This window comes from Paenibacillus sp. CAA11, assembly GCF_003060825.1.
Lineage (GTDB): Bacteria > Bacillota > Bacilli > Paenibacillales > Paenibacillaceae > Fontibacillus.
The window spans coordinates 3,243,742-3,256,902 of record NZ_CP028922.1; the positions used below are offsets into that span (position 1 = coordinate 3,243,742).

Consider the following 13,161-nt stretch of genomic DNA (forward strand, 5'->3'; position numbering starts at 1 on the left):
TAAGATCCCCCTTCCTTGCAACTTTACAGACGCACTAAGGCATGTAATTGTTGCAGCAACACAGTGTCTTTTTTCTCATAAATATAATAAACATAGGAACTACGGCTCATGAGAGCCGCAGTCTCATCTAAGGATACCAGAAAAAGCTAGTTCCGTCATCCGCCGCTAGCCGTATGTAACCCACTGTGCCTGCAGCCTATTCTATAACGATCACACTACAAAAAACAGGGACCTAACGTTCATGCTACCACAGCTGCAAAAGTCTCTGCTTCGATCAGGATTCATCCGCCTCCATGAAGGTGATGACGATAACGAATCCTCCCCTCCTTGACCTCCATCTGCACTTCCCCCATCTTATCTGTCCGGTGAACTTCAGTATGATGCGAAGACAACAGATCGATAACCGTGGGATGAGGGTGCCCATAGGTGTTCCCTTCTCCTACCGAAATCACGGCAGCTTCTGGCCTCCACCGTTCCAACCACTCGGCTGTTGTGGAGCTTTTACTGCCATGATGGGCAATCTTCAGGACATCAACAGGCAAACCCGTAATATCAGGAAATAAGCTCCCTTTATCTAAGGCTTCCAGCACTTCACCCTCAGCAGCATCGTCCATATCTCCTGTAAAGAGAAAGCGGGCTCCGTCCATCTCAAGAAGAAAGACAATAGAGTGTCCGTTCTGTTCCTTCTGATAAGTAATGCTGCCACTGGAATCCTTCGATGGATTTAGAAAATATAGCTCAGTAAGCGCGTCCAGCTTCATTCGCATGCCCCGGGATGCGGAATACACCGGAACTTCTGACTTCAGAGCTGTCCGCAGCAGCTGCTTGAAATTAGACGTATCTGCCAAACTTCCATTTAATAGTAAGGCTCTAACCGGAATTTGTTCCAATACCGCCTGGAGACCTCCAGCATGATCCTGATCTCCATGCGTGATAATAACAGCATCCAGAGAGTGAATGCCGCGCTTCTTCAGCAGGGGAGCCACCACCTTCTTGCCCACTTCATAAGGCTCACGCCGTTCTTTCCAGCTGTCCTTAGACTTGCGAAAGGACACCGTTCCCCCGCCATCAATTAGTATATTCTTTCCCCCAGGAGTTGTAACTAGTATACAGTCGCCCTGCCCTACATCAATAAATTGTACATAGCCCGCGCCATTCGCATAAAGAGGCTGATACCCGAGAATCAGCAGGGCCGCCATTGCACTGGCCAGCCCAAAGCGAAGCAGGGTAAGACGCCCCAGCTTGATCCGCCGGGCAACTGATAGTTGTGGCGGCTGCAATTGAGGATTCAGAGGTACGGTCTCATCTGGAGCAGCCTGAGTATTCTTAGTCTCGCGAAATCTGCTTCCTGCGTACAACAAAAAATATAAGAGCAAATAGTAGGATAGAATCCACCAAATTGCCGGAGAGCCCCAAATCATTACCCCTTGGCCTAAACCATCCAGCCAGCCGGCTATGACAAAAGTAGCACGGTTCATCCAATCCACGAAATATCCCAGCCATCTGCCAAGAGGAAGCCAAATATAGCTTAAAAGTAATGCCGCTGTACCGACCGGAAGGCTGACAAGACTGGAGGCAGGCACAATAACCAGGTTGGCTGCCAGTGACAGCAGAGACAGCTGGTTAAAATAATAAATGGTAATCGGGAAGGAAATCAGCTGTGCCGTAACTGAGATGGAGACCGCACCCGCCAGCCGGCGCGGTAGAAAGGTGAAGAAGCGGTTCAGTAGCGGAACATAAACAATGAGACCAGCAGTCACAATAAAGGACAGCTGGAAGCTAACATTCAGCAGATAGTAAGGCTCCCAGAGCAACATCAGCCAGGCTGTGGCAGACAGCACATGAAGGCCGTCCTTCAGCAACCCTTTTCGCAGCAAGTAGATCCCAATCATCGCCATAATTCCCGAACGCACAACTGAGGGTGACAAGCCAGTTACCATAACATATATAGGAATGAAAAACAACACGATGACGTAAGACGCTTCCTTAGTGACTCGCAGACGACGCAGCAGCCAAAACAGCATCCCGATATTGATTGCCACATGAGTGCCTGAGATAGCTAGTATATGGGTTAGGCCTAAGGTGGAGAAGCTGTCATAAATCTCCCGGTCAAGCCCGCTCGTCTCGCCGATAAGGAGGCCTCTCATATATTCTGCGCTGCGCTCCCCAAAGATCGCAGTGATATTCTGGCCAATCTGCTCTCTTAACAGGTCGTTCCAGGATAGTAGGCGAGCCATACTCCAGCCCCCTTCGGTTACCTTAACCGATGCGGCTCCAGCTGCTTTAAACAGCCAGTGGATATGCTGGGTATGCAAATATTTATTATAATCGAAGCCTTCAAAATTCCTCGAGCCCTGCGGCTTCTGAAGCTGGCCCGTTACCTGGATTCTTTGCCCGCGCCTCCAGCCTGAGGCCACTTTAATCTCATTCTCCTCGGTCAGGCGCACCTGGACGAGCAGCTTCTCCCCATGAACAGACTTCGCTGTCTTGCTGGTGGCCTTTTCTTTTCCCCCTGAAGTACTCCCTACAGCACTCCCTGCTATACTGTCCGCCGAAACTGTAAAATCCACCCGGTCCCCATCTCTTTCCACACTGGACACTATAGTTCCAGACATGCTAACCAGAAGGCTTTCTATGTCCTCCGCATTACCGCTTCCCCCGAGTACACTTGGGATGACCGTCACATTTTGCGACTCGTTATACTGCCAATATGCACCCGCAAGAATGAAGCAAAACAGAGGCACAAACAATTGCCTATAAGACGTTCCTGCCAGACGAAGTACCAGTGGGCAGATGAGAATAAGTCCAAGACAAACCAGTACAAAGGTGAAGCCTGAATAAAGATAGGCGACACCGCTGCCGGCAATCCAGCAGTCAGCAGCACAAACTAAAGGCCGCCTGTGAAGCATTGCTGCATACCTCCCTGTACAAAAAAAAGAACCTCTACTGCATGTAAGCAGCAGAGGTTCTTCCTCTACATCTATTTTGCGATGATTGATGATGCGCCTAATTTCCTAACTGTCTTAATCCACAACAGATTCATCTGGATCTACAGTTTCACGAGGCGGCGTATAAGGGTCTAGTCGGCGGAAAGTAATTCCTTTCTGCCTCATCAGCTCTGACACCTTATCCGTATCCTTACGGTATGGCCGATGATAAACGATCTCCACGATTCCGCTGTTCGCTAGCATCTTAGCACAGGTCCAGCAAGGTTCATCCGTCACATAGACGCTGGAGCCTTCCCGATCGGTCCGGTCAGTGAACAGCAGCAGATTCTGCTCCGCATGAATGGTCCGGATACAGCGCTGCTTCTTAACCATTTGCTGCTGTCCATCCACCATCATCGGCTCATACTCCTCAGCAATCATGCAGCCGGCCTCGGAGCAATCCGGCACACCTGAGGGCGCTCCATTATACGCGGTACCGAGCAGCTTCTTTCCCTGCATCAATACGGCGCCAACATGCCTGCGGCTGCAGCGTGAACGGGTGGATACCATATAAGCGATATCCATAAAATAAGTATCCCAATCCTTCCGTCTGTCAGCACTCATTCCTGTTCATTCTCCCATCCTAAAGCCCGATGTAGGGCTTCATCTTCTGAAGCATTTTATCTCCAATGCCTTTGATCTTCGTCAAATCGGAAATTTGTTTAAACGCCCCGTGCTCATTCCGATAGTCCAATATGGCCTGAGCCTTCTTCGCACCGATCCCCGGAATATCCTGCAGTTCAACTAAGCCTGCTGAATTAATGTGGATCAAGCTATCGTTAGCAGCCGGGAGAGCAGCTGGAGAGGAAGAATTCACATCCATCTTGGCTATCGGCATCTCCTGCCCAGAAGCCAGGCTAGAGCCCGTTTTCAGTTCAGACGCTCCAGCAGTTGCTTCATTTACGCTGGATGCGGAGGAGCTGTTCACAGATTTCTTCTGCTTGTCCTCGGCAGCTTCAGCTGCCTTAGCCGGCGCTTTCGAATCCTTGTCTACCGAGGTTGCCAAAGCTTGGGCCACCCCTTCATTAACAGGCAGCCATCCTTCAACTCCCGGCTCGCCCTTGCCGCCAAGTGCGAAGAACACAAGGCCGGCACCAACCGCAGCAGAGATCACTGCGGTTAGCCATCGGTCCTTCATCATTTATAACACCTGCCCATCTTCATTCCATAATATGAACCGTCATGAAGGAGCTCTATAGATGTCAGTTATTTAAACAATGCTTAGTTTGCTACGATATTAACCAATTTGCCAGGAACCGCGATGACTTTGCGGACGGTCTTGCCTGCAATGGCGTTCGATACATTCTCAAGTGCAAGCGCATGCTCCTGCATGGCCGCTTGGTCCAAGTCCTTAGAAATCTTCGTACGTTCAACGATTTTACCGTTCACCTGCACAACAATTTCAACCTCGGCATCTACCGTCCATGCCTCATCAAACTCAGGCCAAGACACATAGGTTACACTCTCATTGTGACCGAGGCGCTGCCACAGCTCTTCAGCAAGGTGCGGAGCCAATGGAGACAGCATTTGAACAAAATTCTCTGCAGCTGCTCTAGGAACTGCGTCCGTCTTGTAGGCCTCATTAATGAAGATCATCAGCTGGCTGATCGCCGTATTGAAGCGCATATGCTCAATATCTTCTGTGACTTTCTTAATGGTCTTGTGCCAGGTCCGCTTGAATTCATCGCTGCCGTCGCCATCCACAATCTTCGCATTCAGGCCGCCATCTTCATTGATGAACAGGCGCCAGATCCGAGACAGGAAGCGGTGAGTACCTTCTACACCATTCTCATTCCAAGGCTTGGTTGCCTCAAGCGGTCCCATGAACATTTCATAGACGCGCAGTGTATCCGCACCGTATTCACCCACGATAACATCCGGATTGATGACGTTCCCTCTGGATTTACTCATCTTCTCGTTGTTCGTACCGAGAATCATACCTTGGTTCACCAGTCTCTGGAATGGCTCCTTGGTCGTAACAACTCCGAGATCATACAGCACCTTGTGCCAGAAGCGGGCATACAGCAAATGAAGAACAGCGTGTTCTACACCGCCGATGTAAAGGTCTACAGGCAGCCATTGCTCCTGCTTCTCCTTGGAGCAGATCTCCTGATCATTGTGCGGATCAATGTAACGCAGATAGTACCAGCAGCTGCCGGCCCATTGCGGCATAGTGTTGGTCTCACGGCGGGCTGGAAGTCCCGTCTCTGGATCTGTTGTGTTCACCCAGTCCGCTACATTGGCCAGCGGTGATTCCCCAGTGCCGGACGGCTTAACTTGATCGACCTCTGGCAGCATCAGCGGCAGCTGATCCTCAGGCACCGTCTTCATTGTGCCGTCTTCCAGGTGAATAATCGGAATGGGTTCGCCCCAATAGCGCTGGCGGCTGAACAGCCAATCACGCAGGCGGTAAGTGACCTTGCCTTGTCCTTTTCCGTTCTCTTCGAGCCAAGCAATCATCTTCTGAATCGCTTCTTCGTTATGCAGCCCGTTCAGGAAGTCCGAGTTTACATGCGGACCGTCCCCGGTATATACCGCTTCTTCTATATTACCGCCTTGAACAACCTCAATAATCGGCAGCTCAAACTTCTTCGCGAACTCGTAATCGCGTTCGTCATGACCCGGTACTGCCATAATGGCGCCAGTTCCATAACCTGCCAGAACATAATCGGCAATCCAGATCGGCAGCTTAGCGCCACTTACTGGATTTACAGCATAAGCTCCGGTAAATACGCCAGTCTTGTCTTTTGCCAGATCTGTGCGTTCCAGATCACTCTTGCGTGCCGCCTGATCCTGATAGGCCTTCACAGCTTCCGATTGCTCCGCTGTCGTAATGGAAGCCACCAGCGGATGCTCTGGCGCAAGCACTGCATAGCTTGCCCCAAACAAGGTGTCAGGACGGGTTGTAAAGACGGTCAAGGTCTCTTCATGCCCTTCGATGGCAAAGACAACCTCAGCACCTTTGGATTTACCAATCCAATTGCGCTGCATTTCCTTCAAGCTCTCCGGCCAGTCCAGCTCTTCCAGATCCTCAAGCAAGCGGTCTGCATATTCCGTGATCTTCAGAACCCACTGACGCATCGGCTTACGGATAACCGGATGGCCGCCGCGCTCGCTCTTGCCGTCAATAACTTCTTCATTGGCAAGTACCGTGCCGAGCGCCGGACACCAGTTCACCGGAACCTCTGCAACATAGGCAAGACCTTTCTTATACAATTGAATAAAAATCCACTGAGTCCATTTATAATACTCAGGGTCCGTCGTGCTGATCTCACGATCCCAATCGTAGGAGAAGCCCAGCGACTTGATCTGACGGCGGAAGTTGTTGATGTTCTGAATGGTGAAATCCCGCGGATGCTTGCCCGTGTCGATAGCATACTGCTCAGCAGGCAGGCCAAAAGCGTCCCATCCCATCGGGTGAAGCACATTGTAGCCTTTCATTCGTTTGAAACGTGAAATAATATCTGTCGCCGTATATCCTTCTGGGTGGCCTACATGCAGCCCGGCTCCCGATGGATAAGGAAACATATCCAAGGCGTAGAATTTCGGTTTGCTCGCGTCCTCTGTTGTTTTAAAAGTCTTGTGTTCATCCCAGTAGGCCTGCCATTTCGGCTCGATCGACTGTGGATGATAGACGTTGCTTGTATGATTGTGCTCTGACATCATAAAATCCCCCTTCATAAATTGCGGCAATACAACGCTTTAAACCATCAAAAAAGCCCCTCATCCCGTAGCGTTATTATCGCTAGGGACGAGAGGCTGCAGTTCCCGTGGTACCACCCTAGTTAGCGCGGATATGCTTTATCCGACACTCACTTTGCACCCTTAACGCGGGCGGGACGAAGATCTTTCACGTTCGGACGAACGCTTTCATCTTAAGCTCCAGGGCGAGTTCATTTCGAATAGTTAACCGACTTTCACCAAGCACCGGCTCTCTGCATAACTAACCGCAAACTAATGCTCCCTATCATCGCAAACATTTATCCGATTATTTACCAACCATTATATCTAAAAAAGTCGAAATGTCAATCATTCTCCTGAATACTGGATGATAAAGTCTAGGTCATGACTTTGTTCACAAAAAGTTACCCTTCATACTCCAGAAGATATATTTACAGCTATCCATTTCAGAGTATAATTAAGAATTGATCCAACGATCATTCACCTTAAATTATCGAGACGTGGCTCAGCTTGGTAGAGCGCTTGCTTCGGGAGCAAGAGGTCGCAGGTTCAAATCCTGTCGTCTCGACCATTATAAAATCAACGGTTGCGGGGCTTTTGACCGCAACTTTTTTATGCTCAAAAACGCTGAATGTACCCACCGTGTACCAACGGACTTCACCCCGCTATTCGCCCAACAACCCGGTTCACCGCGTCAAGCATCGCCTGAATGGAATCCAACAAAATACTGACTCCCTCCGGAACCCATTACGCCAGCTCATGATCGAAATCCGCAAAACTTTCATTTTCGACAAGTTGGAAGAACTCGCAGTTTTTCGAATCCTGTCAGAAATGAACCGGAGCCTGTCCGGCCAAATAAGTCACCTGAACCAAACCTCCGCCTAGTTCAAAATACAAGCAGTTTTTCGGGGCTGCGCGGTGCTGATAGATTGACCTCCGTTAACTGAACGGGGTACCTGATCTCTTCCCTCGACAACTCCAGCGATAGTATCTGATAGGTGTCCCGGAAGGATAACCACGGTGTCCGTTCCCAACCAGAGTTCTCGCCGCCGTATAAAATTGCCCCGATGCTGTCATAGTTTGCGAAAATCCGGTTAAGGTCCGCTTTTTCCATGCGGAGATCCGGGTGGTCGAAAACCAATCTCTCCTCCCCGACATATTCAATTAAACCGCTGCCCTCATCCAATCCATCACGACCCCTCCAAATTGATATTTCGGTTATATCTATGAAATTCTATTTATTTTCATATATTCCCCTCAAAGTTCAGGAAAGCTTAAAATCGTTCTCTACATGGCAATCAGCAATCATTTCCTCCCATTATATAACATTTGTTCCTTTATTTACAGAAACATTCAGAAGCATTCAGAAAAATCCAGAAAATAAAAGTAATAATGGGCTATAATGGATTTTTTGGAACTATATATATTATTTTAAAATTTTATGTTTATATTTAGGCATTGAGCAAATTGGGCATTAGAACTAAGATAAAACCGCTACAAAATTCCAATTAAAGGAAGAAAGAAGGCTGTCAAAAATGATGGATAACGCAAGGTCGTCATGCTCAGTGTTTCATTCGCTGTAATTTTCCGATGCCATGGATCTCAAAGCCGGTGTGGTTCTTAAATCTGAGGAAAACACGAAATAAAATGCAGTCACGGATTTTTTTGTCTTAAACACAACGAAAGGATTGTGAGTGTTTATGAAAAAAGTTGCACTAGTAAGCCCATTGAGAACGGCGGTCGGCTCCTTTAACAAAACCCTTGCGCCTTTAAGCGCTCCCGAACTGGGGGCCAACGTGATGACAGCATGCCTTCAGCAAAGCAAGCTAGAGCCGGCTAAGATTGATCAAGTCTTTCTGGGAAATGTCCTTCAGGCGGGCGTTGGCCAGAACCCCGCCAGACAGGCGGCGCTCAAAGCCGGCATCCCCATCGATGTGCCCGCATCAACGATCAACACGGTTTGCGGTTCAGGACTTCATGCCATTGCATTAGCTTACGAATCCATATTGTCGGAGCAAAGCAGCATCGTCATGGCTGGAGGCATGGAGAGCATGTCCAACGCCCCTTATCTGCTAAGCGATGCCCGAAACGGCTACAGACTGGGCAACGGCGAACTGGTCGACTCCTTGGTGAACGACGGACTTACGTGCCCGATCAACAAATACCATATGGGAATTACCGCAGAAAATGTCGCCGAAAAATATGAAATTTCTAGACTTGAACAGGATGAATTTTCCTACGAAAGTCAGATAAAGGCCGCAGAAGCCAGAAACAAAAAGGTTTTTGCGGAACAGATCGTTCCGGTCACGATCAAAACCAAAAAAGAAACGATCATTTTCGCGGAAGACGAACACGTAAGAGGAGATACCAGCAAGGAAAAACTCTCCAGTTTAAAGCCCGCGTTTAAGAGGGACGGAACGGTTACCGCGGGAAATGCTTCGGGAATTAATGATGGTGCGGCGGCCGCACTCGTCGTGTCGGAAGACAAATGTAAAGGGCTTGCGTTAAAACCGCTGGCATATATCAAAGGTTACTCATTGGTCGGCGTCGACCCCGCCTATATGGGAATGGGACCGGTGAAAGCCATTTCGTCGCTTCTTAAACGCCAGGGAATGTCCATCGATGACATCGATCTTTTTGAAATTAATGAAGCCTTCGCCGCACAAGCAGTTGCGGTATTGAAGGAGCTTGGAATCCGTCCGGACAAGGTCAATGTTAATGGCGGCGCAATCGCAATCGGGCATCCTGTCGGGGCAAGCGGCGCTAGAATATTGGTTACGCTGGTTCACGAAATGATACGAAGATCTTCACGTTACGGCATAGCCTCGTTATGCATCGGAACGGGCATGGGAATCGCGATGCTGGTTGAGAATGCACTCATTTAACTTAAAAAGGGAGGGCGAGATCGTTATGAATCAAAAAGAGGTACTTTCACTGCAATCGATGCCTGCGGCCAGCGCCAGTTACGGACGGCCGCCATGCCGTTTCATTAACCGGGAATTTTTTATCATTACTTATGAATCCGATCCCGCCGCAATTAGACAGGCGGTCCCAGAACCGCTTGAGCCGGACGGAAGCAACACCGTTTCGTATGAGTGGATCAAGATGCCCGATTCGTCCGGTTTGGGAAGCTATGAGGAAAGCGGGATCGTTATTCCGTGTACTTTTCAAGGAAAGCCGTGCAATTTTGTCGCGCAAATGTATTTGGACAATGCGCCCGCTATTCTCGGGGGACGGGAAATCTGGGGATTTCCGAAAAAATGGGCGAAACCTCGCTTGAGAGTCGAAGAAACCGAGACGCTGACGGGCACACTGCACTATAATAACGTCCTGGTGGCCATGGGAACGATACCTTTCAAATATCACATTCTGGATGAAGCGGAAACAGCTAAATCGATCGCCAAAACCCAGGTTAATTTAAAATTGATCCCCGATGTTGACGGCACTCCGAAAATCGCTCAGTTAGTGGCGTATAATCTGGAAAACATCACGGTAAAAGGCGCCTGGTCAGGGCCCGCCAGATTATTCCTGGTCCCCCATGTCAATGCCCCTGTGGCCGACTTGCCAGTGAAAGCTTATGTTGGCGGAAAACATTTTATCGCCGATTTAACGCTGCCCTATGCGAGAGTCATCCACGATTATCTCCAAGAAAGTTAGTTTCCCTAAAAATTAGACAAGGGTGGGAGAAACATAATGAACAAAATCATCTCTGCGGAAGAAGCAGTTAAGAAGGTGAAAGACGGGGATACGGTGATGGTCGGAGGTTTTCTCGCCGGAGGTTATCCGGAAGAGCTGGTGCGCGCGCTGGTCGACACTAATTCCGCTGGCAATCTAACCGTAATTTCCAACGACACGGGCACACCGGAACTATCGATCTATGAGCTTGTGAAAAGCGGCCGAGTAAAGCGGATTTTTGCTTCCTACATCGGCGCCAATCCGGAAACGGGAAGACTCCTGATGACAAAAGAAGCGGATGTGCAGCTCTTCCCGCAAGGCACACTCGCGGAAAAAATCCGCGCAGGAGGAGCGGGCTTGGGCGGTGTTTTAACCCCTGTAGGCGTAGGCACCGTTGTCGAGACAGGTAAACAGAAGCTGGAGATAGACGGACGGGAATATTTGCTGGAGCTACCGCTCAAAGCGGACGTGGCGTTAATTCGCGCCCATAAGGGGGATGAAGCGGGGAACCTGGTCATCAACGGCTCTTCACGCAACTTCAATATCGTTATGGCAACGGCGGCCGAGTATGTCATTGCACAGACGGACGAATACGTAAAGACAGGGGACATTGATCCCAATCATGTCAACGTCCCCGGAATCTTTGTCGATGCGATCGTAAAGGTGGGAGATTAAGCATGAATAACCGAGAATTAATCGTTAGAAGAGTAGCCCGGGAATTTAAAGACGGCGATATCGTCAACCTTGGAGTCGGCCTGCCTACTATGGCAGTGGATTATATCCCCGAAAACGTGCATATTACGCTGCAGGCTGAGAACGGAATTGTCGGCGTAGGCCCCAAGGCGGCTCAGGGAAAGGAAAGACTCGATTGTATCGATGCTGGCGGAAACTACGTAACTGCCGTAAAAGGAGCTTGTTTTATCGACAGTACGCTATCTTTTTCCATTATTCGCGGAGGGCATGTAGACATCACCGTTCTGGGCGCCCTGGAGGTCGATGAGCAAGGCAACCTGGCAAGCTGGATGATTCCCGGGAAAAAAGTGCCGGGTATGGGCGGGGCCATGGATTTGGTGGTTGGAGCCAAGCGGGTGATCGTAGCCATGGAGCATCTGACCAAAGACGGAGCGCTGAAAATCCTGAAAACCTGCAAGCTCCCCCTGACCGCCGTAAATGTTGTAAAGACCATCGTTACCGAAATGGCCGTCATCGATGTGATTCCAGGAAAAGGGCTGCTACTAAAGGAAATCGCTTCGGGTTTGTCGGTGGAAGACGTTCAGAAGGCCACCGAGGCTAAGCTGATGGTTTCACCGGATTTGAAGGCTATTGCAGTGTAAATCATAGAAGTGGAACAAGCCCTCAAGGAAACCAGCTTCCCGAGGGGCTTGTTCTTTTTCATATGAGTTTGTCGTCACCTTTACCTTGTAAGGATCCGTAATGCCTATCCGTTCATTCGCTATGTTCTTCCTACAGATGGGATACGATAGGAAACCCGTGAGGCGCACTGTAGATGGTTTACGAGGTATCTTTTTCAGCGCTTCCACCAACTTTACGTATACCCGGTCCTCCCGCGTGAGGAAAAAATATTGATCTCATGCTCCCCTACCTCTATAGATTCTACTAGCGCATCATGAAAGTATAATAAATCAAAACAGTCTATTATAAAAATTCCAGTCTCTTCTGTAACAAAAAAAGCGAACCCGGACAACGATCCGGATTCGCTTCTTCAGCAATACAAAGTATGCTGATATTACCAGCCACGCTCATACTGTGCAGGCGCTTCGATCTCAACGCCCAACTGCTTAGCCGCTCTGCGCGGCCAGTAAGGGTCACGAAGCAGCTCTCTGGCCAGGAAGACCAGATCGGCACGGCCATTCTGGAGGATTTCCTCCGCATGCTCAGGCTCTGTAATAAGTCCGACTGCTCCTGTTGGAATATCCGCTTCACGGCGGATTTGCTCAGCGAACGGCACCTGGTAGCCAGGATACACGCTGGAAGGACCTTTGCTGATAACGGCGCCGGAGCTGACATCGATCAAGTCTACACCGAGCTCTTTCAGCTGCTTGGCGTAATATACATAATCAGCAGGCGTAAGTCCTTCCGGATCATAATCATGAGCGGATACACGAACGAGCAGTGGGCCATCCCATACGGTATTTACAGCCTCAATAACTTCTTTCAGAATACGGAAGCGCTTGTCGCGGTCACCGCCATACTCGTCTTCCCGATGATTGCTGAGCGGGGACAAGAATTGGTTAATCAGGTAACCGTGCGCAGCATGCAGCTCGATCACATCAAATCCAGCTTCCTTCGACCGGCGGGCTCCTTCCTTGAAGGCCTCAACCGTCTCATGAATCTGAGCCACTGTCATCTCTTGCGGGGTTTGGTAGCGGTCGCTGAACGCGATCGCTGACGGAGCGATGATCGGATCCTTCAGCTCTGCCTTACGGCCTGCATGAGCCAGCTGAATTCCAATATGAGAGCCTTGGCTATGTACCAGGCGGGTCAGTTCCTGAAGTCCGGCAACATGATCATCACTCCAGATGCCAAGATCATACGGAGAAATTCTTCCTTGAGGAGTAACTGCTGTCGCTTCGACGATCAACAGCCCCACTTGCCCTACAGCACGGGAAGGGTAATGAATTTTATGGAAATCTTGAACCAATCCGGACTCATCCATACAGGAGTACATGCACATAGGGGCCATGACGATCCGGTTTTTCAGCGTAATGTTTTTTAGCTGGTAAGAACTAAACAGCACAGAATTTCACATCCTTCACAGGTTTTTAACTCTTAATCAATATACCTTATTCTTTTGTAT

General features: G+C 49.5%; 10 protein-coding genes, 1 tRNA gene and 1 other annotated feature. Of the genes, 5 read left to right on the forward strand and 6 right to left on the reverse strand.

The window, feature by feature from the left end; all coding sequences use genetic code 11:
• Nucleotides 1–281: 281 nt before the first annotated feature.
• The 4 genes from DCC85_RS15240 to leuS form a co-directional block, all read right to left on the reverse strand.
• Complete coding sequence (locus tag DCC85_RS15240) at nucleotides 282–2,909, reverse strand: DNA internalization-related competence protein ComEC/Rec2 (protein WP_108466366.1); 2,628 nt, start codon at nucleotides 2,907–2,909, stop codon at nucleotides 282–284.
• A 114-nt stretch (nucleotides 2,910–3,023) separates the two neighbouring features.
• The gene (locus DCC85_RS15245; RefSeq protein WP_108466367.1) at nucleotides 3,024–3,551 is read right to left on the reverse strand and encodes a deoxycytidylate deaminase; all 528 of its coding nucleotides are present in this window, start codon (nucleotides 3,549–3,551) and stop codon (nucleotides 3,024–3,026) included.
• Between the two features lie 19 nt (nucleotides 3,552–3,570).
• Nucleotides 3,571–4,125 carry a ComEA family DNA-binding protein gene (locus tag DCC85_RS15250; RefSeq protein WP_234414195.1) on the reverse strand — a complete coding sequence of 185 codons (555 nt, stop codon included), beginning with the start codon at nucleotides 4,123–4,125 and terminating at the stop codon, nucleotides 3,571–3,573.
• A gap of 83 nt (nucleotides 4,126–4,208) precedes the next feature.
• On the reverse strand, nucleotides 4,209–6,650 hold the full coding sequence (gene leuS, locus DCC85_RS15255) for a leucine--tRNA ligase (RefSeq protein WP_108466369.1): 2,442 nt from the start codon (nucleotides 6,648–6,650) through the stop codon (nucleotides 4,209–4,211).
• Nucleotides 6,651–6,731: 81 nt separating this feature from the next.
• Nucleotides 6,732–6,967 (reverse strand) — a binding site (T-box leader).
• Between the two features lie 195 nt (nucleotides 6,968–7,162).
• Here leuS and DCC85_RS15260 point away from each other — a divergent pair.
• A tRNA-Pro gene (locus DCC85_RS15260) sits at nucleotides 7,163–7,239 on the forward strand.
• A 315-nt stretch (nucleotides 7,240–7,554) separates the two neighbouring features.
• Here the strand turns inward: DCC85_RS15260 and DCC85_RS15265 are convergent.
• Nucleotides 7,555–7,854 (reverse strand): hypothetical protein, encoded by a 300-nt coding sequence (locus tag DCC85_RS15265; RefSeq protein WP_108466370.1) that lies wholly within the window; start codon nucleotides 7,852–7,854, stop codon nucleotides 7,555–7,557.
• A gap of 514 nt (nucleotides 7,855–8,368) precedes the next feature.
• On the opposite strand from DCC85_RS15265, the gene DCC85_RS15270 reads away from it, so the two are divergent.
• The 4 genes from DCC85_RS15270 to DCC85_RS15285 are packed head-to-tail and all read left to right on the forward strand — an operon-like array spanning nucleotide 8,369 to nucleotide 11,677.
• A complete protein-coding gene (locus DCC85_RS15270) occupies nucleotides 8,369–9,553 on the forward strand; it encodes an acetyl-CoA C-acetyltransferase (protein WP_108466371.1) in 1,185 nt (394 codons plus the stop codon).
• 25 nt (nucleotides 9,554–9,578) lie between these two features.
• Nucleotides 9,579–10,325 (forward strand): acetoacetate decarboxylase, encoded by a 747-nt coding sequence (locus tag DCC85_RS15275; RefSeq protein WP_108466372.1) that lies wholly within the window; start codon nucleotides 9,579–9,581, stop codon nucleotides 10,323–10,325.
• A gap of 36 nt (nucleotides 10,326–10,361) precedes the next feature.
• The gene (locus DCC85_RS15280; protein WP_108466373.1) at nucleotides 10,362–11,018 is read left to right on the forward strand and encodes a CoA transferase subunit A; all 657 of its coding nucleotides are present in this window, start codon (nucleotides 10,362–10,364) and stop codon (nucleotides 11,016–11,018) included.
• Between the two features lie 2 nt (nucleotides 11,019–11,020).
• Complete coding sequence (locus DCC85_RS15285; protein WP_108466374.1) at nucleotides 11,021–11,677, forward strand: 3-oxoacid CoA-transferase subunit B; 657 nt, start codon at nucleotides 11,021–11,023, stop codon at nucleotides 11,675–11,677.
• Nucleotides 11,678–12,090: 413 nt separating this feature from the next.
• Here DCC85_RS15285 and namA read toward each other — a convergent pair whose 3' ends face one another.
• Nucleotides 12,091–13,101 carry an NADPH dehydrogenase NamA gene (namA, locus tag DCC85_RS15290; protein ID WP_108466375.1) on the reverse strand — a complete coding sequence of 337 codons (1,011 nt, stop codon included), beginning with the start codon at nucleotides 13,099–13,101 and terminating at the stop codon, nucleotides 12,091–12,093.
• Nucleotides 13,102–13,161 lie beyond the last annotated feature (60 nt).

Coding starts and splice junctions, on each gene's coding strand:
- DCC85_RS15240 (WP_108466366.1), bottom strand. CDS start 2,909: ATGCTTCACAGGCGGCCTTTAGTTTGTGCTGCTGACTGCTGGATTGCC.
- DCC85_RS15245 (WP_108466367.1), bottom strand. CDS start 3,551: ATGAGTGCTGACAGACGGAAGGATTGGGATACTTATTTTATGGATATC.
- DCC85_RS15250 (WP_234414195.1), bottom strand. CDS start 4,125: ATGAAGGACCGATGGCTAACCGCAGTGATCTCTGCTGCGGTTGGTGCC.
- leuS (WP_108466369.1), bottom strand. CDS start 6,650: ATGTCAGAGCACAATCATACAAGCAACGTCTATCATCCACAGTCGATC.
- DCC85_RS15270 (WP_108466371.1), top strand. CDS start 8,369: ATGAAAAAAGTTGCACTAGTAAGCCCATTGAGAACGGCGGTCGGCTCC.
- DCC85_RS15275 (WP_108466372.1), top strand. CDS start 9,579: ATGAATCAAAAAGAGGTACTTTCACTGCAATCGATGCCTGCGGCCAGC.
- DCC85_RS15280 (WP_108466373.1), top strand. CDS start 10,362: ATGAACAAAATCATCTCTGCGGAAGAAGCAGTTAAGAAGGTGAAAGAC.
- DCC85_RS15285 (WP_108466374.1), top strand. CDS start 11,021: ATGAATAACCGAGAATTAATCGTTAGAAGAGTAGCCCGGGAATTTAAA.